The 23,223-nt window shown below is 57.1% G+C and carries 25 protein-coding genes and 1 pseudogene; 8 read left to right on the top strand and 18 right to left on the bottom strand.

From position 1 onward, the window contains the following. From BIS10_RS08995 to BIS10_RS08985, 3 genes are all read right to left on the bottom strand, one after another. Positions 1-687: TRAP transporter large permease subunit (locus tag BIS10_RS08995; protein ID WP_253504535.1), on the bottom strand; the 687-nt coding region annotated here is incomplete at its 3' end. A gap of 5 nt (positions 688-692) precedes the next feature. Further along, positions 693-1,319, bottom strand: coding sequence for a TRAP transporter small permease (locus BIS10_RS08990; protein ID WP_253504531.1), 627 nt, complete (start codon positions 1,317-1,319; stop codon positions 693-695). 72 nt (positions 1,320-1,391) lie between these two features. Further along, complete coding sequence (locus BIS10_RS08985; RefSeq protein WP_253504528.1) at positions 1,392-2,465, bottom strand: TRAP transporter substrate-binding protein; 1,074 nt, start codon at positions 2,463-2,465, stop codon at positions 1,392-1,394. A gap of 288 nt (positions 2,466-2,753) precedes the next feature. Between BIS10_RS08985 and BIS10_RS08980 the strand changes: the two genes are divergently transcribed. The 4 genes and pseudogenes from BIS10_RS08980 (at position 2,754) to BIS10_RS08965 (ending at position 5,049) form a co-directional block, all read left to right on the top strand. Then, positions 2,754-3,203, top strand: a complete 450-nt coding sequence (locus tag BIS10_RS08980) for a MarR family winged helix-turn-helix transcriptional regulator (RefSeq protein ID WP_253504524.1) — start codon at positions 2,754-2,756, stop codon at positions 3,201-3,203. A gap of 125 nt (positions 3,204-3,328) precedes the next feature. Next, the gene (locus tag BIS10_RS08975; RefSeq protein ID WP_301282005.1) at positions 3,329-3,754 is read left to right on the top strand and encodes an organic hydroperoxide resistance protein; all 426 of its coding nucleotides are present in this window, start codon (positions 3,329-3,331) and stop codon (positions 3,752-3,754) included. 181 nt (positions 3,755-3,935) lie between these two features. Beyond that, positions 3,936-4,795: pseudogene (gene yghU / locus BIS10_RS08970) on the top strand (glutathione-dependent disulfide-bond oxidoreductase). A 23-nt stretch (positions 4,796-4,818) separates the two neighbouring features. Then, positions 4,819-5,049 (top strand): DUF2798 domain-containing protein, encoded by a 231-nt coding sequence (locus BIS10_RS08965; RefSeq protein WP_253504521.1) that lies wholly within the window; start codon positions 4,819-4,821, stop codon positions 5,047-5,049. Positions 5,050-5,138: 89 nt separating this feature from the next. Here the strand turns inward: BIS10_RS08965 and BIS10_RS08960 are convergent, their stop codons facing one another. The 14 genes from BIS10_RS08960 to BIS10_RS08895 all read right to left on the bottom strand — a co-directional run bounded on the left by BIS10_RS08960 (position 5,139) and on the right by BIS10_RS08895 (position 19,644). Then, positions 5,139-7,238, bottom strand: a complete 2,100-nt coding sequence (locus tag BIS10_RS08960) for a TonB-dependent siderophore receptor (protein WP_253504518.1) — start codon at positions 7,236-7,238, stop codon at positions 5,139-5,141. Positions 7,239-7,452: 214 nt separating this feature from the next. Further along, positions 7,453-7,770, bottom strand: coding sequence for a DUF6693 family protein (locus BIS10_RS08955; protein ID WP_253504514.1), 318 nt, complete (start codon positions 7,768-7,770; stop codon positions 7,453-7,455). Positions 7,771-7,854: 84 nt separating this feature from the next. Further along, complete coding sequence (locus BIS10_RS08950) at positions 7,855-8,373, bottom strand: DUF421 domain-containing protein (RefSeq protein ID WP_253504512.1); 519 nt, start codon at positions 8,371-8,373, stop codon at positions 7,855-7,857. Positions 8,374-8,436: 63 nt separating this feature from the next. Next, on the bottom strand, positions 8,437-8,757 hold the full coding sequence (locus BIS10_RS08945) for a hypothetical protein (protein WP_253504509.1): 321 nt from the start codon (positions 8,755-8,757) through the stop codon (positions 8,437-8,439). Positions 8,758-8,814: 57 nt separating this feature from the next. After that, positions 8,815-9,834 carry a lipid A deacylase LpxR family protein gene (locus tag BIS10_RS08940; protein WP_253504506.1) on the bottom strand — a complete coding sequence of 340 codons (1,020 nt, stop codon included), beginning with the start codon at positions 9,832-9,834 and terminating at the stop codon, positions 8,815-8,817. A gap of 193 nt (positions 9,835-10,027) precedes the next feature. Next, the gene (locus tag BIS10_RS08935) at positions 10,028-10,567 is read right to left on the bottom strand and encodes a YaeQ family protein (protein WP_159341445.1); all 540 of its coding nucleotides are present in this window, start codon (positions 10,565-10,567) and stop codon (positions 10,028-10,030) included. An 86-nt stretch (positions 10,568-10,653) separates the two neighbouring features. Then, complete coding sequence (locus tag BIS10_RS08930; protein ID WP_253504503.1) at positions 10,654-11,352, bottom strand: glutathione S-transferase family protein; 699 nt, start codon at positions 11,350-11,352, stop codon at positions 10,654-10,656. 37 nt (positions 11,353-11,389) lie between these two features. Continuing rightward, positions 11,390-12,007 (bottom strand): LysE family translocator, encoded by a 618-nt coding sequence (locus tag BIS10_RS08925; protein ID WP_253504498.1) that lies wholly within the window; start codon positions 12,005-12,007, stop codon positions 11,390-11,392. Between the two features lie 117 nt (positions 12,008-12,124). Further along, entirely contained in the window at positions 12,125-12,898 is a 774-nt protein-coding gene (locus tag BIS10_RS08920; protein ID WP_253504493.1) for an enoyl-CoA hydratase-related protein, read from the bottom strand. A 109-nt stretch (positions 12,899-13,007) separates the two neighbouring features. Continuing rightward, a complete protein-coding gene (locus BIS10_RS08915) occupies positions 13,008-13,904 on the bottom strand; it encodes a 3-hydroxybutyryl-CoA dehydrogenase (RefSeq protein ID WP_253504538.1) in 897 nt (298 codons plus the stop codon). Next, the gene (locus tag BIS10_RS08910; protein ID WP_253504490.1) at positions 13,853-15,499 is read right to left on the bottom strand and encodes an acyl-CoA synthetase; all 1,647 of its coding nucleotides are present in this window, start codon (positions 15,497-15,499) and stop codon (positions 13,853-13,855) included. Before BIS10_RS08910 ends, BIS10_RS08915 begins: the two co-directional genes overlap by 52 nt. A 90-nt stretch (positions 15,500-15,589) precedes the next feature. Continuing rightward, on the bottom strand, positions 15,590-17,383 hold the full coding sequence (locus BIS10_RS08905) for an acyl-CoA dehydrogenase (RefSeq protein ID WP_253504487.1): 1,794 nt from the start codon (positions 17,381-17,383) through the stop codon (positions 15,590-15,592). Positions 17,384-17,499: 116 nt separating this feature from the next. Continuing rightward, complete coding sequence (locus tag BIS10_RS08900) at positions 17,500-18,870, bottom strand: MFS transporter (protein ID WP_253504484.1); 1,371 nt, start codon at positions 18,868-18,870, stop codon at positions 17,500-17,502. 135 nt (positions 18,871-19,005) lie between these two features. Then, positions 19,006-19,644, bottom strand: a complete 639-nt coding sequence (locus tag BIS10_RS08895; RefSeq protein ID WP_253504481.1) for a class I SAM-dependent methyltransferase — start codon at positions 19,642-19,644, stop codon at positions 19,006-19,008. Between the two features lie 39 nt (positions 19,645-19,683). Here BIS10_RS08895 and BIS10_RS08890 point away from each other — a divergent pair, with 39 nt between their 5' ends. The 4 genes from BIS10_RS08890 (at position 19,684) to BIS10_RS08875 (ending at position 21,890) form a co-directional block, all read left to right on the top strand. Continuing rightward, positions 19,684-20,067: a glyoxalase/bleomycin resistance/extradiol dioxygenase family protein gene (locus BIS10_RS08890; RefSeq protein WP_062373496.1), complete on the top strand. Its 384-nt coding sequence runs from the start codon at positions 19,684-19,686 to the stop codon at positions 20,065-20,067. A gap of 119 nt (positions 20,068-20,186) precedes the next feature. Further along, on the top strand, positions 20,187-20,591 hold the full coding sequence (locus BIS10_RS08885; RefSeq protein WP_253504478.1) for a DUF4870 domain-containing protein: 405 nt from the start codon (positions 20,187-20,189) through the stop codon (positions 20,589-20,591). Between the two features lie 3 nt (positions 20,592-20,594). Further along, the gene (locus tag BIS10_RS08880; protein WP_253504475.1) at positions 20,595-21,527 is read left to right on the top strand and encodes a lysophospholipid acyltransferase family protein; all 933 of its coding nucleotides are present in this window, start codon (positions 20,595-20,597) and stop codon (positions 21,525-21,527) included. Between the two features lie 12 nt (positions 21,528-21,539). Further along, complete coding sequence (locus BIS10_RS08875; RefSeq protein ID WP_159341438.1) at positions 21,540-21,890, top strand: DUF4870 domain-containing protein; 351 nt, start codon at positions 21,540-21,542, stop codon at positions 21,888-21,890. Positions 21,891-21,900: 10 nt separating this feature from the next. On the opposite strand, the gene BIS10_RS08870 is transcribed toward BIS10_RS08875, so the two are convergent. Next, positions 21,901-23,223 (bottom strand): mannose-1-phosphate guanylyltransferase/mannose-6-phosphate isomerase (locus tag BIS10_RS08870; protein ID WP_253504472.1); only part of this gene is annotated, 1,323 nt, incomplete at its 5' end.

Raw genomic sequence — 23,223 nt, 5'->3', positions numbered from 1 at the left:
GCCAATAATACCGCCAATGACAATCACCGGTAACACCAGGGCCAGCCAGGCGTCTTTAAAGGCTTTCCACAGCACGTCCCAGCGGAACTGGCGCACGCCGCCGCCCTGCTTATTGGCCAGAATATAGGTGGTGACCATCAGGGCAGCGCCAATCAGTAGCCCAGGCACAATGCCGGAAATGAACAGGCGGCTGATGGAGGTTTCGGTGACGATGCCGTAAAGAATTAGCGGAATAGAAGGCGGAATAATGATCCCGATCACCGATGAGACGGTGTTAATCGCCGTGGCGTTGGCCGCGGTATAGCCCTGCTGCTTCATCGAGGGAATCATCATGGAGCCAGTGGCCGCCGTATCGGCCACCGCCGAGCCACTAATGCCGCCAAAGAACATGGAGCCAGTAATCGCTACCTGGCCAAGGCCGCCACGCATAAAACCGACCAGCGCACCGGCAAGCTCCATCAAACGGCGTGCAATACCGCCGTTACTCATTACTTCACCGACCAGAATAAAGAACGGAATGGCCAGCAGCGGAAAACTGTTCACCCCACGGATGGACTGCTCGATCATAATAGAGAGCGGAATATCAGAGAGTACCGCCATGACCAGCGCAGCCACTCCCAAACCAAACGCGATGGGCAAGCCGATCACAATCGATACTAATAAAATAGCTAGGAAAATCCACAGCATGGTGATCACTCCCCTTGCGATTCAGCCGACTGGCCGTGTGGTTGAACAATAACGCGCACGCTCATCCATACCCGCCACAGCGATACCGCAGCGATAAAGATAACGCACAGAACGAGGGAAAGACTGACCAGACTGAGGGGCACGCCCATAATGGCGGAGCGTCCGCTTGAGCGGGCCAATACCTGATAGCCGCCAAACACCATGACCAGCATTAGGCCAGCAATAATCAAATGCTGCAGGCAGTAGAGCATATGCGCAAAGCGCAGTGGCAAACGCCGCACCAAGGCATCCACGGCAATGTGCTCGTAGCGGGCAAACGCAGCGGCCGCGCCAATAAACACCAGCCAAATAAACAGCATGCGCGCCAGCTCATCGACCCAAGGCAGCGAGTGGTTAAACAGCGAACGGCCCACCACATTGCTGGACACCGCCACAATCAGCGCCACTAAAATGGCGCCGATCAAATACTCCATGCCAAGCGTTAACCAGCGAAACAGCGCGGGGCCTTGACGCGTTTCAGTATCAATTTCCAGCAGCTTGCGATTGGGGTCGTCTAAATAGACCGACGGATCTTCAATCGTAGGCGCTCTCAAAGAGGATTCAGCGTTGGGAGGTGTTGAGGAGGGTGTCATAAGAACTCCAGGGGGCACTGACAAGTCGGGCAGGCACAATGGCCTGCCCGATGGCGCGCTAAACGGTGCGTATTAGTTGCTGCTTTCTTCAACAATCTGCTGAATTTCAGCGATCAGATCTTCGCCAATGCGCGGCGCCCACTCTTCGTAAACAGGCTGCACGGCGTCTTGGAACGCGGCAAGCTGCTCATCGCTCAAGCGAGTGATCTGCATACCGCGCTCTTCTAACTGCTCACGAGACCAGTCGTCGTACTCAGCGGAGAGCTGAATTTCGTACTCTGCAGATTGACGTGCGGCTTCCAGTACCAGCTCTTGATACTCCGGTGCCATACGCTCCCAGGTACGCTCGGAAAGCATCATGATGAACGGCGTGTAAACGTGGCGGGTTTCGGTGCCGTAGTCCTGCACTTCGTTGAAGTTAGAGGTCAGGATGGTGCTCCAGGGGTTTTCCTGGCCATCCACGACGCCCTGCTCCAGGGCAGAGAACAGCTCGCCAAACGCCATCGGCGTGGGGTTAGCACCCAGTGCTTCCCAAATGGCCAGGTGAACCGGGTTCTGCATAGTACGTACGCTCAGACCGCGCACATCCAGGCCCGCGACGTCTTCCGGCGACGCAACGGGGCGCGCGCTGTTAGACAGCTGACGGTAGCCGTTCTCGGAGAAGGCCAACGCTTTTAGCCCAGTACCTTCAAAACCATCCAGCATTTCTTGAGCAACGTCGCTCTGCATCACTGCCATCGCGGCTTCGCGGCTGGGCAGCAAGAAAGGCAGGTCAAACGCGGACAGCGCCTCAACATAGCCGGTAGTGGCAGAACTGGAGGGATAGGTCATATCCAGTGTGCCGGTCTGCAGCATTTCCATCATCTGAACGTCGTCACCCAACTGGCTGTTGGGGAACACGTTGACCGTAATGCGGCCTTCGGTGCGCTGCTCAAGAATCTCGCCAAAGTACTGGCTGGAGAGAAACTGTGGCGAAGTTTCGGAAAGGCCAATGCCCATCCGCAGAGTGTGGCTACCGTGGTCGGCCACGATATCCCCTTCAATGGCGGGCGGGTCGGAAAGCTCGGGGCTTTGGGCATGCGCCATGCCGAAAGTGAGCGTGGTTGCACCAACCAGAGTAAGCGTGTTGCGCCAAATCGCTGTCATGACGTTATCTCCAAACATTCGTTGTTGTTGATTGCTAGGTGGTTAATTGCTTGAGCTGCTGCCGGTTGCAGGTAGTAATGCTTTCCCTGCGGTTGAAAGTTATCGATACAGTGTGGCTGTCTTTTCTAACTCACCGCCTTGTTACCGGTAACATTCATTAAGCGAAGGCTAGCGACCGCCTAGCGTGGTGTCAAAACAAAACTACCAACTTACGACCAACGTCTAGGGATAGCCACTCAAGGCGTGGCGCGCTACATTACCTGCTATGCATCCCGTCCTGGAGTCCACATGCCTGCGTTAGACCCTTGTAGCGAATTGGAGCTAGACCATCAGCTCTGCTTCGCCCTCTATTCAACATCGTTGATGATGACAAAAATCTATAAACCGCTTTTGAAAGAGTTAGGGCTTACCTACCCGCAGTACCTGGCGATGCTAGTGCTTTGGCAAGAAGATGGCATTACGGTTGGCACTATGAGTAAGCGATTACTGACTGATCCTGGCTCACTCACACCGCTTTTAAAACGCCTTGAAGCCGATCAGCTACTGCGTCGCCAGCGCAGCTTTCAGGATGAACGCGTGGTTGAGCTCTTCCTTACCGACAAAGGGCGCTCTTTAAGAGAGCAGGCGCGTCATATTCCAAGCTGCGTGGTCAACGCCAGTGAGAAATCTGTAGAAGCGTTAACTCAATTAAAAGAAGACCTTGTACAACTGCGTGATAGTCTGCAAAAAGCTAAGTAATCTATGAGTAATTGTTTGGGAGTGTTTTCCCCACTTATTTTAATTGCGCGCAAAATAAAGCCGCACTAAATTGATGGCGCATGCACTGCTTGCTGCACACAACAAACCGCTACAGGAGATAATCAATGTCTATTGAAACGATTGCTTACCGTGCCCACGCCCACGCCACTGGCGGCCGTGAAGGCCACGCTAAATCCTCAGATGGCGCACTGGATGTCAAACTGAGCACGCCAAAAGAACTCGGTGGCGCAGGCGGCGATGGCACCAACCCAGAGCAGCTGTTTGCTGCGGGCTACTCTGCCTGCTTCCTAGGCGCGCTGAAGCACGTGGCTAGTCAAGAGAAAGTCAAACTTCCCGCTGATACCCAAATCGATGGCAGTGTAGGTATTGGTGCTATTCCCACCGGTTTTGGCATTGAAGTAGAGCTAAAAATCAGCCTGCCAGGCCTGGAGAAAAACGTGGCTCAAGCGTTGGTGGATAAAGCGCATATCGTTTGCCCATACTCCAACGCTACCCGTGACAACATTGATGTCACACTAACACTGGTTTAATACACACAGCCCCCGCCACCGCTTTGCCAACTTGCAAGGTGGTGGTGAGTTTATCGCCACATAGCAGCCCCCTTCTCTTAGTTGCCCATCTCTGCTTTTTATTTAACGGGCTAACGAACTACCCTTGTACCTACGTTTTACGACCCCATAAAGATTAGATAACTCAATCAGCGAGGTTACAATGAGCGATACGACCTACACGCCACCACGCGTATGGAAGTGGGAGCCGGGTAACGGCGGCAAGTTTGCCAATATCAACCGCCCTGTCGCAGGTGCGACCCATGAAAAAGCGCTGCCGGTGGGCAAACATCCCTTACAGCTTTACTCCTTAGCCACGCCCAACGGCGTGAAAGTGACGGTGATGCTGGAAGAGCTGCTGGAAAAAGGCATTGAAGCAGCCGAGTACGATGCGCACCTGATTCAAATCGGCGAGGGCGATCAGTTTGGCAGCGGTTTCGTTGAGGCTAACCCTAACTCTAAGATCCCGGCGCTGATGGATCACAGCGTGAACCCGCCCCAGCGGGTGTTTGAGTCAGGGGCTATCTTGCTCTATCTCGCCGAGAAGTTCGGTGAATTTCTGCCTACAGACCCAGCCAAGCGCACCGAGTGCCTCTCTTGGCTGTTCTGGCAAATGGGCAGCGCTCCCATGCTGGGCGGCGGTTTTGGCCACTTCTACGCCTACGCGCCAGAGAAGTATCAGTACCCGATTGACCGCTACACCATGGAAGTAAAACGCCAGCTAGACGTGCTGGATCGCCACTTGGCCGACAACCGTTTTATGGCGGGCGACGAGTACACCATTGCCGACATGGCGATTCACCCCTGGTACGGGCACTGGTCAAAAACCGCGTGTACGACGCCGCTGAGTTCCTCGAGGCACACACCTATACGAATGTGCTGCGCTGGACCGAAGAGATTGATGCCCGCCCAGCGGTACAGCGTGGCCGCATGGTAAACCGCACCTGGGGCGAACCCAGCGAGCAGCTTCACGAGCGCCACGACGCCAGCGACTTCACCGAGAAAACCGAAGATAAGCGTTAATTCGCGTATTAGGAAAACGTACGATGTTCGATCCGAAATACGCCCAGCTGATATTTTCATGCCTGATGGCACTGTTTATGTCATGCATTATGTCGCTGGTGATTACGCTTTATAACGTGGGTGTCGTCGATGGGATTGTGATGATTTGGCTCAAGGCTTGGCTCTTTGCCTTTGCCGTCGCTCTCCCGGTAATTAACTTGGTCTCACCCATCGTGCGGCGCTTGGTGAGGCTGCGGATCAAAAAGCCTCACTAGCCCAAGATAGTCGCCATATCACAACCCAATCGGGGCCTGCATAGCAGGCCCCGTTGTTATGGCATGACTCTTGGCATCGCCGTCAGCGCTTAAAACTGATAGCGCACGTTGGCCGTAACGCTGCGACGGTCGCCGTAGCCACAGTCGCCACCGTCATAGCGGCACCAAGAGATGTACTCTTCATCAGTGGCATTTTTCAAGTCTACGGAGAAGTCCCACTCCCCCAGGGTATAACCCACCATCGCATCATACAGCGTGCTGGAAGGCACCACCGGCGCACCGCCAGAGCCAACGTTGTCGCCGACATAACGAACGCCCGCCCCAATACGCCAGTTACTACCAACATATAGGCGGTTCCACCAGGAAGCCTGCTCTTCAGCCACATACGGTAGGCGTATACCTGTACCGTCGTTAGTGGCGTTCAAGTTGGTATACGCGACTTGGGTTTCAAACTGCTGCCAGCGCTTATTTACCTGTAGCTCCCAGCCATCGACCACGGCACCCACTTGCTCGACGCCGCCCGGAGTAACGCCATCGCTAATGCGGTTTTGCTGAGTAATATCAAAGTACGCCGCGCTCACGGCCAGGGATTGATCTGGAGATACGTACTTAAAACCAATCTCCTCCTGGTCGCCGGTCGTAGGCTTCAAGGGGCTTGGATTGGCCGTACCGTCGTTACCCAAGTTCATGGCGAACGCTTCGGAGTAGCTGACATAGGGTGAGAATCCGTTATCAAAGCGGTACATCAGCCCCAGCCGGCCGGTGGTTTCACCTTCATCACTGACCGTATCCGGTCCAGACAGTGCCAGCGTGCGATTCTCTGCCCAGTCACGACGCAGGCCTGCGGACACCACTACTGGCCCTACTTCGATATGGTCCGCCAGATACACGCCGACCTGCTCAATCTCGTTATCCGGGCGATCGTTGGGGTTCAGTGAATCCAACTGCAGGTTGCCATACTGGGGGTTGTAGACGTTGAACTGGCCACCCCCTCCCGTCACATAGCTGTAATTATCCTGAGCCCAGCGGGCGTCCTGACGATCGAAACCCGCCACCAGCGTATGTTGGGTATTGCCAAGCGCAAACTCGCCTTCCAGGCGCGCATCCATATTGAGAATGCGCGTCTGGGCATCGGCCATAAAGATGGTGCGATTAACATTACCTTCAGCATCGGGCACGCTGGGGATATCTACCCAGTGCTCGCGGGTTTCCGTGCTGGAATCGGTATAGCGGGCGGTGGCAGCAAACGCCCAGCTGTCGTTGAGCTGGTGATCAACAAACAGCGTCGTTTCGGTCTTTTCCCGGTCGTAGCGGTCCCAGCCCGGCTCGCCAACAAAGCGCTCCGAGCCAATAAAGCCCAGTGAACCCGACTCTAACGTGCCCGCCTGGGGAAGAAACTGCGCCGATACCTGGCCTTTGTTTTCCTGGCGGTTCAGCAGCAGTGTAATGTTGGTGGCGTCGCTGGGGCGCCACGTAAACGACGGTGCAAACAGGTAGCCGTCATCTTCCACATGATCCACCTGGGTGTCGCTGTCGCGGGTTAACGCCACTAGGCGATAAAGAAATTCTCCCTCTTCATCGGCCGCCCCGGTCACGTCCAACGCCAGCTGCTTGCGGTCGTAGGAGCCGTACTGCGCCCACACCTCACCGCTGCGCTCCTCTTGGGGTAGTTTAGAGACACCGTTGATGATGCCGCCCAAATCCGCTTGGCCATACAGCATGGAAGATGGCCCGCGAAGGACCTCCACGCTCTCCAGCGCGTAGACGTTGGTGCGCACGGTGTTGTAGGAGCCGTACACTTGGCGCAAACCATCCAAATAGCGGCCTGCATCAAGCCCGCGCACTTTAGCGCTGTCGCCACGGGTGTCGAATCCGAAGTTGCCCGCATACACGCCGGGGGTATACAGCAGCGCATCTTGAATGTTTTTGGCACCGCTATCCTGAATAAATTCTTGGTCAATCACTGACATGGAGTAGGGCTGCTCGGCCAGCGGCACATCCAGCTTGCCTACAGATGGCTCACGCTCAGCATCGCTGTATCCGTAAAGACCCGCCGATTCAGCGGTGACTTCAACCGTATCCAGATTGACGCTGCTCTCTTGTGCATAGACTACCGGCACAGCAGCAACGGAGGCTAAGGCAACCGCGATGCTCAGCGTGCGCAGGCGAAAGGTAGGTACAGGTTTCATCGTGAAAGATCCCAGAGCGAATATTAATGTCAATGATAGTAATTTTTATTCGCGAAAATATAGGGATCTCCGCCGAGGTTGTCAATGAAGGCGAAAGGCTACTTGAACCAGACAAACAAATAGGATAAACGAAAACGCTTATCAATTAGCTGTTGCTTGCCGACCATCGACAAGCAACAAGAGATAGCGCTACTGGTGTGGCGAAAAAGGGAGGTTACTGCAGGCGGGAGTTATTCAGGGCGTAGTTCCACACCCGGTAAAAGTAGAAAATATAGCCAAGCCCCAGGGTAAGAAATGAGATCACCATCCACAGAATAATATGGCCAACATTGCTGAAGATATTGATATCGCAAACCATTTTCCGCTCCACACCGGTAGCGTTATCCACCACGCTGGTGCGGTTGATCACGAAGCGAGCGAAGGAGTAAGGAAAGAAAAACAGCGCAATACCCAAGGTAATGATGGTGAGCAACACCCAGATAAGCAGGTGGCCAATAATATCTAGAATCGAGAGGTCAGCTTTAATGTTCACAGGTCGCCCTTACGCGTTAAGAAAGGGGCGCAGATTACCACTGTGCTCGCTGCCCGTGAACGGCCAGCAGGTGGGGCCTGCGCTTTAAGGGCCGCCCACCCCTGCTAAGCTGGATTCACCTTCCCTCTCCCCGCGCTTCACCACGCTCAGCGAACCGTCGGTTTCCAGCACCACCGCCTGGGCAGCCTCTAAACGTAAAAGCCCGCTGCTGCGTACGGCAGAACGCACTTCATCCTGAGTCACCCTCGCTTTCTGCAGCGACGCTTGCAATAACTCACCGTCATACAGCAGCAGTATCGGTTCCCCCGTGACAAGCCGCTTTACCCAGCTGACACGCACGCTCAGCCACGTAATGATGAACTGCAGAGAAATCAACAGCCCTAGTGCCAGCGCACCCTCTGCCAACGCCACCTCTTTCGATAGCAGTACGGTGGCAAGCGTAGAGCCCAAGGCCACGGTGACAATCAGATCAAAAGCGTTCATTTTGGATAGCGTGCGGTTACCAGAGATGCGCAAAAACAAAACCAGCACTGCATAGGCAAGCACCCCCACCACCAGGGTGCGGGCCAAACTTTCCCAGCTGCTAAAAAAGATCATGTCCATATGTGCTCACTCCTGAGTGATGAAAGAGACGTCTCTTCCACTGCTCAGGGTAGCAACCATAGGTTAGGAGTACGATGCCCACCACTGGGCATACGAGCTATTGTGCGGGGCAAGACCACCTTCATCCGGCGCGCCGTCTTGCCACCATACCGGGCCACGCTCACCTAGTGCCTCTTTGGCTTCCTGCACCCCCAGACGCGCTTGGCGAAGCGCCTCTTTATCATCTTGCTGCTGGGCGCTACGCACCGCCCGACGGGCTTTCATCAGCGCTTTAACATGGCAGCGTTTTTCTTCGTCCGTCAGGCGCGGGTCAGTGCAGCGCCATAGCCGATCTTTGGCAACGAAGTAGCGGCCATCCGGTGTATGAGGATACTTATTTGCCATCTCGTTTCACCTTACTCAGCCGCTAGCCGCTGCGTATATTTAATATTGATTAATAACTTAGAAGCGTTTGGTCAACGTCAGTGCGCCAAACTTATCCTGCTCATCCTGACCATCAAATTCCCGGGTACGCTGAACAGCCGCGTAGGTCACCTGCCAATCTTCCCAGGCCAGCGCTAACCCAGCAGAGGCTTCAGCAATCCATTCGTTGCGATCCACCGAGTGGCTATCGCGGAAAGTATTGCCATCCAGCGTCAGATTTTGCGCCATGTAGTACCCTTCCACGTTAGCGAACAGGTACCACTGCCAACCACTAGCGCCGTTAATGTAATGGCGGCTACCCGGGTTAGGCGTCAGCGTGGGAATACCTTGGGCATCATCCCCCCAGCGGACGCTATAACCCGCACTGGCATAAGTATGCAGATTACCCAGTGCGGCACCTACGCTGGGGCCGTGGGAGAACTGTTTACCTGCCAAGGGAGTATCGTGCCACCACTGGCGGCGCATGGTCAGGTTAAGGATAGCTTCATCGCCTAGCTGGTTTCGCCAGCCACGCGGTCGGTCGCTTTCAGTTACACGGTGCACTTCTCGCTGAATGCTGTCCGCCTGCGAGGAAGGGCCTACCAAGCCAACATCTAAATGCAGGTCGGTGGCCTGCTGCCAACGGCCCATCGGCTTATCTTCATAAAGCGACACACCGCCATACACTAAACCCGCATAGGGGCGATCATCTTCAATCAGCTCGCGACGCTCAATCACATTAGGCGTATAAATTTGATGCACTAGGCGGTAGGAGGCGCGATCAGCTTGACTGATGATACTATCCGGCAACGCAGCCGCTAAACGCTGGGTCCAGCTTTGCGGTTCGGGGGTAAACATCCAGTTCAGTTCGAAGCCACTGGTAAAGTGGCCATCATCACTGCTGGCGAGCCCATCGTTTGCATGCTTAATGGAAAGCGAACTATCGTCGGCCGATACGATAGCGGGCAGCAGGCTGAACGGTAATACAAACGGCAGCACGGCTTTGCAAAAGATGGCTTTAGGAGATTCATCTCTGCGATGAGGGGCAGACGGCGTCATGGCTCATTCCTTGAGTTGAGAGCTGGGCAGGTGGCAGCCTATTAGCAGGGGGGCAACAAACATTGCTGATTGTATGTAATCTTGCAAATAGATAGCAAGCTACTTTATGTAATGCACTGCACAACCTGGAAACACATCCCTGTGATGACGAACTGTTGGCCAGTTCGTCATTTAAAAACTAGCACATGAATGCCTATCGCTCCCGCAATAACCACTGCGGAGTGATTTCGTGCTGGCCGTTTTCATCGGTGATAAACAGCGAACCATCGCTAATCATGACCGCCCAGTTAATCGCCCGGGGGAGATCTGCTGCCACGGTGGCCAGCGCCTCTTGGGGTAGCGCTGCCACGTGAACATTTTTCAACGAGGCGACGGCGGGCAGCACTTTGCTTTCCCAAATATCCACGCGGCCATACGCCAGCAGCGAGACCCGCTCAGCGCGGCGCGAACACCAGGTTAAACGCTCAGCATCGGGCAGTCCGACCTCTATCCAATGCAGCACCCGTCCATCCAGGCTTTTTTCCCAAAGCGCAGGCTCGTCCACGTCTGATAGCCCACGCCCAAATGCCAGCGATTCTCTGTACCAGAGGATATAAGCAATTAGCCGCGAGCACAGACGCTCTTCCGTTTCAGAGGGATGGCGGGCCACCGTGAAACGCAACGTTTCATAGACGTTGCGATCCAGGTCAGTCAGGTTAACGTCGACTTTGTAGGGGGTAGCACTTAGCGCCATAACATGAATCTCAACATTCTCTAATGATATGCGCGCCAGTGTAGTGGATTTGCGTGATCATCGCGCAGCCATCCACGCACTACGCACTAGCCTATCGCGCGTTCGTCGCTCAACAGAGTGGCATGCTTCACTGTTTCTGCTTCATGCATCGGCTCACGCCATGTCTCTTGCAGTGCAGCAGCATACCAATCTTGCATGGCGGGCAGGGCTAAAAGGCGTTTTACATAAGCAAGGGAGGTGTCACTCAGCGGCAGGTTGAAGGTTTGTACCCGAAACGCCACGGGGGCGTAAAACGCATCCACCGCCGTAAAACGCTCACCTGCCAGAAACGGGCCGCCAAAACGCGCAAGCCCCTCCTGCCACAGCGCATCTAACCGTGCCAGATTGCTTTTCAGCCCTGGGGAGAGCTCGTCCATCGCCACGCGCACGCCACAGTTCATGGAACACTCATCCCGCAACGCACCAAAGCCGCTATGCATCTCGGCACTGGCGGAACGCGCCCAGGCCCGCGCCGCGCGCTCTTCAGGCCATACGCTCGGATGTTTCTCGGCTACATATTCGATAATTGCCAAGGAATCCCACACGGCTACATCGTGTTCGCTATCGATCAAACACGGCACTAAGCCCGACGGTGAAAAGCGCTTAAACGTGGTGTGACTCTCCCCAACGCCACCCTCAAAAGGCATGAGGTGCTCATTAAAGGGAATCTCCAACGCTTTCAGAAGCACCCAAGGGCGCAGCGACCAGGAAGAGTAGTTCTTGTTAGCGATATACAGAACAAACATGCCATGCTCCTTACGGTGAACATCACAGTGACTGGCCCTACCGTGCTGCCTGCACCAGCGTATTTCCTCCGAGCCCCATTAATACGCCTCCGCCAATCCGTTGAATCAACCGGGAAGAGCCATGAGACGTTTGCAGCCATGCGCGTAGCGGGCTGACCAATAGCACCACCACCACATCCGCTGACGAGAACAGCACGTTGGTGGCAATGCCTAACCAAAGCAGTTGCCACGCGACCGGCATGGCAATATCGGGCTGCACAAATTGCGGCAGAAACGCCACGAAGAAAAGCGCCGTTTTAGGGTTAAGCACTTCCACCAGAAAGCTATCGCGCAGTACCCGCTTGGTAGAGGTTAGAGGGAGTTCGTCGCTGCTCGTACGAATGCCTTGTTGCCATAAGCGTATCCCCATCCAGAGCAAATAGAGTCCGCCGATGATTTTCATCGCCAGATAGGCAGGTGGAATGGCCGCAAACAGCAGTGCTAACCCCAGTGCTGCGGCGATAACATGCACGTAGCAACCAAGATGCACCCCAGCCACCGCCAGCCACCCTGCTCGCCGACCACGCCCCAGCGTTTGTGCGGCGGTGTATAACATCGCAGGCCCGGGTAGGTAGGCAAAACCCAGCGCGGCGAGAAGAAAGGCGGCCCACTGCATCGCGGTCACTCCGGCATAGTAAGAAAGAGTAAGCCTGAGAATAAAATAAGGGATGACGCATGCGCCACCCCTTAAATAAGTAAAACTCGAAAAAAGAGAGCTTAGAAAAAAGAGAGCTTAGAAGTTGGGTTTACGCTTCTCGACAAAAGCGCTCATGCCCTCTTTCTGCTCTTGGCCTGCAAAGCAGAAAGCGAACAGGCTGGTTTCTAGCGCCAGGGCGCTGTCTAGGTCTTGGTCCATGCCGTCGTGAACGGCTTGTTTGGCTCCGCGGACCGACTGCGGCCCGTTACCCTTCAGCTGTTTGGTGAGCTCTTCAACATAGCTCTCCAGTTCCGCCTGGGGCATTACGCGGTTCACCAGGCCAATGCGCAGCGCTTCGTGGGCATCGATTTTGCGCCCGGTAGTGACCAAATCAATCGCCATGGCGGGGCCGACTCGGCGCGGCAGGCGTTGGGTGCCGCCAAAGCCAGGAATGACGCCTAACAGGACTTCCGGCTGGCCGAAGACAGCGTTATCGCTGGCGACGGCCCAGTCGCAGGCCAGCGCCAGTTCGCAGCCGCCGCCAAGGCAAAACCCGTTCACCAGCGCGACCACCGGCACGGGCAGTGTCTCAAGTCGCTTGATGGTACGCAGTGCCTGGCTGGCAAATGCGCGGGCCTCTTCGGGGGTTTTATCACGCATTTCAGTGATGTCTGCCCCGGCCACAAAGGATTTTTCCCCAGCGCCGGTAATCAATACCGCCCGCAGGTTGGGGTGCGCTTCAAGCTCGACTAAATGCGCTTCCAAAGCGCTGAGCACTTCGCTATTCAGCGCGTTCAGGGCTTTGGGGCGATTAATGGTCAGGCGCACTACACCGTCGTTATCAACCTTCTCGATCACTGCGTCGCTCATGATGGCTCCTTGATTGTTATTGCGCTTGTAAGTGATGACCACTCAACCCTAGCGAACGCTTGGTTGGGTGGCAATCACTTCTTTTGTCGCGCTTCAATCCGGTAGTTGGCTACTCGTAGATATAGAACCCACGGCCGCTCTTACGGCCCAGGTAGCCTGCGGCCACCATACGCTTGAGCAGTGGGCAGGGGCGATATTTGGGGTCGCCAAAGCCTTCCTGCAGCACGTCCATAATCGCGAGGCATACATCTAGGCCGATCAAATCCGCCAGCGCCAGCGGCCCCATCGGGTGGGCAGCACCCAGCTTCATGGCCTCATCGATGGCTTCCGGCGTCGCGGTGCCTTCCTGTACGATAAATGCGGCTTCGTTAATCATAGGCACTAGCAAACGATTCACGGCAAAGCCCGGCGCGTCGCCTACCGGCACGGCGGTTTTGCCCAGCGCTTTGGCCAGCGCTTCAATGCGCTCGACGGTGACATCCGAGGTTTGCTCAGCACGGATCACTTCCACCAACTTGAGTACCGGCACTGGGTTGAAGAAGTGCATACCCACTACTCGCTCCGGACGCTCGCATACAGCGGCCAAGCGGGTGAGAGACAACGAGGACGTGTTAGAGGCCAGGATGGCATCGCTGCTCAGATGGCTGAGATCGCGAAACAGTTTCTCTTTCAGTGCAGGCTGCTCGGGGGCGGCTTCGATAATCACGCTGCAGTCGCTGAGCGCATCTAACGCCGTGGTGGTAGAGAGTCGAGCGAGTGCTTCTTGCTTGCCCTCTGCGGTCATCTTCTCTTTGGCAACAAGCTTCTCGAGCCCTTTATCGATGGCTCCTTTGGCGCGGGTGAGCTGCTCGTCGGCGACATCGTACAGCCGAACGTTAAAGCCACTGGCGGCGACCACTTGGGCAATGCCCTGCCCCATGGTGCCTGCGCCTACCACGCCAATCCGTTGTTCGCTCATTGCTGTTCCCCTGACTGGTGCTGTTTGGCTTCTTCGCGCAGCACGAATTTTTGAATTTTGCCCGTCGATGTTTTCGGCAGATCGCTAAAAATCACCGTTTTGGGCACCTTAAAGCTCGCTAAATGTTCACGGCAGTGGGCGATGATATCCGCCTCGGTGACCTCGCCGTAGCCAATTTTTAACTTAACAAACGCACAGGGCGTTTCGCCCCACTTTTCGTCCGGCTTCGCGACGACCGCCGCCTCTTCAACCGCCGGATGGCTGTAAATGGCATCTTCCACTTCGATGGTGGAGATATTTTCACCGCCGGAGATGATGATATCTTTTGAGCGATCTTTAATCTCGATATAGCCATCGGCATGCCATACCGCTAAATCACCGGTGTGGTACCAGCCGCCCTCTAGCGCTTTTTCCGTCGCCTCGGCGTTTTTGAGATACCCCTTCATCACGTTGTTGCCACGCATCAAGATCTCGCCCATGGTTCGGCCATCTTTAGCGACGGGTTCTAACGTCACCGGGTCGGCCACGCAGAGCGCTTCCAGCATGTGGTAGCGCACGCCTTGTCGGGCCTTGATTTTGGCACGGGACTCCAAGGGCAGCTCGTTCCACGCATCGCGCCAAGCGCATACGGTCACCGGGCCGTACACTTCGGTAAGCCCGTATACGTGAGTGACTTCGATACCCAGCTTTTCTACCCCGGCAATCACCGAGGCGGGCGGCGCGGCTCCTGCGGTGGTCACCTTAACCGGATGATCAAACACCCGCTTTTGGTCGGCCGGTAGGTTCACCAACCCATTGAGCACAATCGGCGCGCCGCTGAAGTGGGTGACGCCCTCTTCGGCGATCAGGTCGGTGATGCGTTTGGGATCGACTTTGCGCAGGCACACGCTAACGCCCGCATTGGCGGCAATGGTCCACGGGAAACACCAGCCGTTGCAGTGGAACATCGGCAGCGTCCACAGATACACCGGGTGGTGGGGCATGGCCCACTCGAGGATATTACTCACCGCGTTCAGGTAAGCACCGCGATGGTGATACACCACGCCCTTGGGCTTGCCGGTAGTGCCGGAGGTGTAGTTCAGCGAAATCGCCTGCCATTCGTCGCTGGGCAGCCGGTAGGCGTAATCCGGGTCGCCCTCGGCCAGCAGCGCTTCGTACTCCAGCTCGCCAATGCCTTGGGTCTCACCCAAAAACTCTAGGTCGGCTACGTCAATGATCAGCGGTTTGCTTTCCAACTTGGCAACCGCCGCTTGAATCACCTCGGCAAACTCAGGATCTACCAAAATCACCTTGGCTTCGCCGTGGGCCAACATATAGCTAATGGCGTCGGCATCGAGGCGAATATTGAGCGTATTCAGCACGCAGCCCGCCAGCGGCACGCCGAAGTGGGCCTCGAACATCGCCGGAATATTGGGCAGCATGGCGGCCACCGTTTGCCCGGGCTGAATGCCGCGCCTTTCCAGCGCCGAGGCTAGCTGGCGGCAGCGTGTCCAGGTCTCTGCCCAGGTGCGGCGCGTTGCGCCATGCACTACCGCGGGGTAATCCGGATAAATAGCCGCCGAGCGCTCAATAAACGTGAGCGGTGAGAGCGCCACATGGTTGGCAGCGGTCGGCGGTAAGTCTTGTTCAAAGATGGAGGTCATGATCGGTTCCTGCACTCTCGCTGTTGTTATAGGACGTTTTATTCTTGGACATTCATAACGAATACCGCCGCCCATAAGGCGGCGGTGGCGTTAGTGAGCCGCGCTATCAAACTGGCTAAAACACTGCCAGCCGGCCTCAATCACGGCACGCTGGGCGCGGCCAACCGGCAGCCATTGGTGAATGGCAAACTCGGCGCTGCTCAGTTTGGCTCGGTAAAACGGCTCATCGCTACCGCCTTTTAACGCCTGTTGGGCGTGTAGGGCCGCGATGCCCATTTGCCAAGCGCACAGTACGTGCCCGGCAAGGTTCAACAGCGGCGTGGCGTACGCCTGTACGGCATCGGGGCCGTGTTCAAGGTCGCTGCCCTGCTCCAACACCAAGGTCATGGCAGCGCGTAGGTCGTCAGCGCCCGCCGCGAGCGCACTGCCCATGCTGGCCAGCGACGCTTCACCCCGCAGCGCTTCGGCCGTTTTATGCACGTCATCGATCAGCGCAGAGAGCGCCGCACCGCCGTCTCGCTGCAGTTTTCGGCCAGCCAAGTCCAGCGCTTGAATGCCGTTGGTGCCTTCATAGATAGGCGCGATGCGCGCATCCCGCAATAGTTGGGCCGCTCCGGTCTCTTCCACGTAGCCCATGCCGCCGTGTACCTGCACGCCCATAGAGGCGATATCCACCGCTTGGTCGGTCGAGAAGCTCTTCACAATCGGGATCAATACATCAGCGCAGGCCTGGGCAGCTTGGCGTTCGGCGTCGCTCTCTGCACGGCGAGCAATATCTAACTGCCCGGCACAGTAGAGCGCTAACGCACGCAACGCATCGGTACGGGCACGCATGGAGAGCAGCATCCGGCGCACGTCAAAGTGATCGCTAATGGTGCATTCGCTGCCACCCCGCTGTTTGGGGGAGCGGCCCTGAGTGCGGTCGTGGGCGTAGGCAACCGCATGCTGGCAGGCGCGCTCGGCCACGCCAATCCCTTGTATGCCCACTTTATGGCGCGCCTCGTTCATCATAGTAAACATGTGGTTCAGGCCGCGGCCCTCTTCACCCACGAGGTAGCCTACGGCACCGCCGTTTTCCCCAAAGCTGAGCGTGCAGGTGGGCGAGCCGTGAATGCCGAGCTTGTGCTCGATGGAGGCGCAGGTGACGTCATTTCGCTCGCCCAGCGAGCCGTCGTCGTTCACCAGAAACTTGGGAACCAGGAACAGCGAAATGCCCTTATTGCCTTCCGGGGCATCGGGCTTACGGGCAAGGACGAGGTGAATAATGTTCTCGGCGGCGTCGTGTTCGCCCCAGGTGATGTAGATCTTTTGGCCGCTAATGCGGTAGTGCTCGCCTTCCGGCACGGCTTTGGTACGCACTTGGGAGAGGTCCGACCCTGCTTGAGGTTCGGTGAGGTTCATGGTGCCGGTCCAAGTCCCTTCGACCAGCTTGGGTAGATAGATGGCTTTGAGAGCATCGCTACCGTGGTGGGCCAGCGCTTCGATGGCACCGGCAGTGAGCATTGGGCACAGCCCCAGGGCCATGTTTGCGCCGTGGAGCATCTCCTGTACGGCGCTGGCCACCACTTCGGGTAGGTTCTGCCCGCCCAGCTCTTCAGAAACGCCAATACCGTTCCAACCACCCTCCACATAGGCGTGATAGGCGGCAGCGAAGCCTTCTGGGGTAGTCACGCTGCCATCAGTATGGCGCTTAGCCCCCTGGCGGTCGCCGGTGCTGTTGAGCGGACCCCAGACATCGCCCGCCAGCTTCGCGGCCTCTTCCAGCACAGCTTCGACGAGGTCCGGAGTCGCCTCTTCAAACCCCGGCAACGCCAAGGAGCGGTGCGCTAACATCTCTTCGAGCACAAAGCGCAGATCGCGGACCGGCGCGGCGTAATAATTCATGGCAAAACCTCAGGTAACTGCGGCAAAATAGTAAAAACACTATCGCCGATAGTAGTTTCCCTACTTCTTCCACACCATTAGCCCAAGGTCTCACCTTACCCGATATTGCAGTTCACCTACCGACGCACCTCGGTTTCCACATCGTCGTAGTAGGTAATGTGGCTTTCATCTTCCTGGGGCGGCCCCACCACCGGCTCGGCCACGTCTACCTCGGGCACTACGTCGGAAAGGTCTTCCAGGTGCTCGTGTTCAAGCGCCCCTTGTACCAGCTCCTCGGTCACCACCAGCTCAGCACCTGCGGCGGTCATCGGGGTTGTGGGTGTAAAGGGTGCCACCGGCACCGGTGCCGGACGCACGCTACGCCGCCAGCCGAAGAACAGTACGAAGAACAGGCTTAGCGCACCAAACGCCCAGAACAGGCCCGCATCGCCCATGGCGGTCATCACCGGCGAGATCATCAGCGGGCTGATGGTGGCACCAATCGAGTTAATCAACAGAAGGCCCTGGCTCATCCGCACCAAGGCTCCAGCGGGCGCGCGGTCGGCGGCATGGCTAACGGCCACCGGATAAAGCGCGAACACGCCTCCTCCCAGTAAAAAGAGCAACACGGCGAGCAGCGGCGTGGAGAGCGGCAACCACAGCATGGCCGCTGAAATCACCACGCAGAAGGCACTGATACCAATCAGTACCATCTGGCGGTCATGGCGATCCGACCAGCGGCCAATGGGGTACTGCAGCAGCATCGCGCCAAGGACGAGCACGGCCATCATCTGGCCTACCTCGTTTACGCTCATACCAATGCGCTGTAGATAAAGCGGCAGTAGCGTATAAGCAGCGGCCACCACCATGCCGGAACCTAGACTGCCCATCACGCCGGTGGGCGTCATGGTAATCAAGCGGAGAGGCGGTAGCGGTTCGGCGTGTTCGATCAGCGGCGAGACGCGGGGAATCATCGCCATCGGTAGAACCGAGAGCGATGCCAACAGGCCAATCACCATAAAGGGCGCGGTGTCGCCCATGGCGCTGGTCACGCCGAGCATAAGCTGCCCCAGCACCCCGGCGGCGTAAAGGGAGATCATGTAGAGCGCCAGCAGGCGGCCACGCACTTTCTGGTCGCCCGCCGTGAGTAGCCAGCTCTCAATGACCAGATAAACACCCACCGTGGCCCAGCCGCCAATCAACCGCAGCGCAAACCATGCCCAGGGTTCAAAGAAAAGGCCTTGCAGCAGTACCGTCACTGCGACCAGCGAGGCAAAGCTGCCGTAAGCGCGGATATGGCCGATGCGCAGCAGCAGGCGGTCATTGACCATGGCACCCAGGGCTAGGCCGATGAAATAGGCCGACGAGACAATACCGATCACCGTCGCCGACTCGCCCGCTGCGTCCAAGCGCACGGTAATCAGCGTGGCGAGAAAGCCATTGCCAATCCCAAGAATAAACAGCCCTAGTAGGGGCGCTAGCGCCATGGCCAGCAGTTGCCGCGACATGCGTACCTCACCTTGCTCAATGGATGAATCGTTGCCGTTAACACGCCATCACATCAAACAGGCAAGAAAACGGGCGCGCAATTATTGCTTCCATAGGCGCAAAGTCAATGCTTTTTCGCCCTTATAGCAAGCAGATTAGTGTTTTCTAAAAATTACCACGTCATTACCAGTAAATTCGACTGTTAACCTGTGTGCAGCGGCCCACCAGCGGAAGGTCGCTTCACTAAAAAAGCAGACGTGGGTTGGGTCGTTAATATAGTGCCAGCGGGCGAAGGCTTCTTGGCTAGTGACCCGCTTGGTCATCAGCCCAAGATAGCCTCCGGGTAGCAGTTGCGCGACCCGCTGGTTCAGCACCTCGCCCGGTGCCGCCAAGTGCTCCACTACTTCGGTGGCGGTAATGAAATCATACTGGCGGTTCAGGTGCGCATCATGGGGCGCGTAAAAGATGTCATACACATCTATATCAAAGCCCGCTTCCTCAAACATCACCGAGAGCGTTGGCCCAGGGCCGCAGCCAAAATCCAGCCCTCTTGCGCCAGGAGCTAGCTTTGCTGCCAACGGATTAAATAAACGCCCCAAAAAACGCCGATATCCCGTATCCTGCGGCGAGTTTTGGTGCTGGTCGTACTCGGCTTTTTCAGCGGCAGCGGTTAAATGCTGCTCGCTAGGCACAAACACTAGCGCACACGTGGCACACTGGTAGTAATCACGGCGACGGTCTTGGTGGTACAGCGCAGGCTCCTGCGCGTGGCATAGCGGACAGCGTCGCATCATCGTATTCTCTGGTTTTACGTTTGTATTAAGGAAAGAGGCATGCTCTCAGGTCTGGATCATCTTGTGGTTACCGTGACCGATATGGGTCGCGCAGTGGATTTTTACTCTCGTGTATTAGGCCTGGATGTACGCTATCGGGACGCTCAGCGCGTTGACTTGATGCTGGGCGACACCGCCCTACGCTTGCACCAAACCGACACTGATATCGCGCCGATTTCAGCCACGCCTACGCCTGGCAGTCTGGATTTATGTCTGCGCTGCCAGCTACCGCTGGACGAGTTTAAGCAGCACCTGGATGCGCTCGCCATCGAGGTAGAGCTTGGCCCCGTGGCCCGTCAGGGGGCTAGCGGCCCAATTGAGTCGCTTTACCTGCGCGACCCCGACGGCAACCTGCTGGAAATCTGCCGCCCGGCAGCGCGTTAAGTATTTGACCTAAGCGTGGGCAGCCTGCGGATGATAAGTCGCAGCGCCCACGCTATCATAGCGCGCAGTCAAGGTGTCCGCTGGATGCTCGAATAGAACTGTTGAAAGAAGGAACGCCCATGCGCGATGACGCTCCGCTGGAAGGTGAAGTGGTTGACCGACACCCTACGTCGGAAAAACCCTCAGAGACCTCCCCCGCCCCGGACACCACCATGGCCATGGTGATTTACGCCCTCTATCTGGCCAGTTTTGTGGTGGGCTTTACCTCGTTGATCGGTGTCATCATTGCCTACGTTTACCGTGGCAAGGGTCCGGCATGGTTAGATGAGCACTACCGCTATCAGATTCGTACTTTCTGGATTGGCCTTCTCTACGGCAGTATCGCCACCCTGCTCACGCTCATTCTGGTCGGCTTCCCCATGCTGTTGGCGCTGGTCGTGTGGTTTATCGTGCGCTGCGTAAAGGGCTTTAAAGGGCTGCAGGAGAAGCGCGCGCCCTCCAATGTCGATAGCTGGCTGCTGTAACTCATGACCGAACAGGCAACTCCCTCCACAACGCGCTTTCAAGCCCGTGCCATTGCCACACTGTGGCGCACGCTCTCCCGCTGGCCCATGCGCGGGTTGTGGCGCATCGCGGCCTTGGTAGGCCCCCAGGTTTACCGCTTTAGCAAACGCGAGCGCAAGGTAACCGAGATCAATCTGAAGGTAGTCTACCCCGACGCGCCTGCTAGCCAACGGCAATCCCTGGCCAAACAGAGCCTTCAACACTCCACCGCGACAATGCTGGAACTCGGCCATGCCTGGATGGCCCCGCCCGAAAAGGTAGAAGCCAGCATTCTAGCGGTACATGGCCGCGACAAGCTGGACAGCGCCCGGGCCGAGGGGCGCGGCGTGATCGTGCTTGCGCCTCACTTTGGAAACTGGGAAGTGCTGAACTTTTGGCTCTCCAGCCACTTTCCGTTTACCGCTATGTACGAGCCGCCCAAAATCGCCGAGCTGGAGCCGATTATCCGCCATGGCCGCGAGCGCATGGGGGCAAAGCTCGTGCCCACTAACCCACGGGGCGTGGCGGCGCTGCTCAAAGCGCTGAAGCGTAGCGAGGCCATTGGTATATTGCCGGACCAAGAGCCGGATTGGGGCAGCGGCGTGTTTGCGCCGTTCTATGGCCGCGATGCCTATACCGCCACGCTGTTACCCAAGCTGGTGGCGCGCACCCAAGCGCGGGTAGTCACCGGCGTAGCCCTGCGCATCCCTGGCAAAGGCTTTGAAATCCACTTTCTCGATGCGGACGAGCGGGTATATAGCGCTGATGATGCAGCGTCCGCTACCGGCGTGAATGCCAGCGTAGAGGCCTCCATTGCGCTAGACCCGGCGCAATATCAGTGGGAGTACAAACGTTACCGCAAAGTGGTGGAAGAGCAGCAAGGGCTGCCTGATGCCAACGACTTCCGTCTCTATTAAGCGAGGATGGCCATGACTGAACGATACCTCCCCAAAGAGGATACGCGTCCGCCGCAAATTATTTATGCGCTCTATTTGGCAGGGCTCGTTACGGCCAACGTCACTCTGTTGATTGGTGTGATCATTGCCTATGTTTACCGTAAAGAAGCGGCTCCCTGGTTACAGGCGCATTACCGTTACTTGATCCGCACGTTTTGGATCGGCAGCCTCTACTTTATCGTCACGTTTACCCTGAGCCTGATCTTTATCGGCACGCTGCTCTGGCCGCTGCTAGTGGTATGGCTAGGAGTGCGCTGCATTATCGGCTGGGTGGCGGTACGTAAAGGCCAGCCACCGGCACGGCCGGGTAGCTGGCTCTGGTAAGTACGCTCAATTACTCGTCGCTGTGGCGAGCGTACACGTCATCCAACCGTTCGATGTCATCCTCGCCCAGGTAACTGCCGGACTGCACTTCGATCAGTTCCAGCGGGATTTTACCCGGGTTCTCCAGGCGGTGCAGCGCGCCAATGGGGATGTAAGTGGACTGGTTCTCGCTGACCAAAAACGTGCGTTCATCCACCGTCACCTTAGCCGTGCCGCTGACCACCACCCAGTGCTCGGCGCGGTGGTGGTGGCGCTGCAGCGAAAGCCGCGCCCCAGGGCGCACGGTAATATGCTTCACTTGGTAGCGCTCGCCGCTGTCCATGGCTTGAAAGCTGCCCCAAGGGCGATGGACCTGCGGCGAGGTATGCGGCTCGCTGCGCCCGGCCTGGGTCAGCGCCGCGACGAGCTGCTTAACGCCCTGCGCCTTGTCGCGATGGGCCACCAGTACACTGTCCGACGTTTCCACCACGATCAGGTCTTCCACGCCAAGTGTGGCCACCAAGCGGTGGTTCGCTACTACTAACGAGCGCTGAGTATCGCTCAATATCCCATCCCCGGTGACCACATTGCCCGCTGCATCGGGCATATGGGTCGCCATCAGCGCATCGAAGCTGCCTATATCGCTCCATTGGGCATCCAAAGGCACCACGGCAGCCTGGGAACAATGCTCCATGACCGCGTAATCGATCGATTCGCTGGGGCAGCGCTGGAACGCCTGCTCGTCCAAGCGCAGAAAATCCAAGTCACGGTGGGCGCGGGCTACGGCTTCTTGGCAGGCGGCCAGTATGTCTGGCTGAAGCCGTTCAAGTTCCGCCAAATAGCGGGAGGCACGCAGCAAGAACATACCGCTATTCCAGAGCGTATCTCCCTGCGCCAGCAATGCTTTGGCGCGCTCTAGCGCGGGTTTTTCGATGAACGCCTCCAGATGGTGCCCTGCCCCCAGCGCATTGCCACAGGCAATGTAGCCGTAGCCGGTTTCTGGGTGCGTCGGCACCACGCCAAAGGTGACCAAATAGCCCTGCTCCGCGAGCGGTTCAGCACGCTGCACGCTATCGGTAAACGCTAGCGCATCGCCTATCACGTGGTCTGCAGGTAACACCAGCAGCAGCGGGTCTTCGCCCAATTGCCGCGCCAACAGTGCCGCGCAAGCAATCGCTGGGGCGGTATTGCGCCCTGCTGGCTCTAGCACGATCTGGCCCTCCTGTTGGCCTTCACGCAGCTGTTCAGCCATCAAAAAACGGTGGGAGTGGTGGCCCATCAGCATCGGCGGTAGCGTCGTTAAGCCCTCAAGGCGGGGGGGCGGTTTCTGAAGCAGGGTCTGCTCGCCGGTTAA

The organism is Halomonas sp. 707B3, from assembly GCF_024158645.1.
Taxonomy (GTDB): Bacteria; Pseudomonadota; Gammaproteobacteria; order Pseudomonadales; family Halomonadaceae; genus Vreelandella; species Vreelandella lionensis.
Note: the sequence above shows the minus strand (reverse complement) of the source record. Positions and strands in the feature narration are given on the sequence as shown.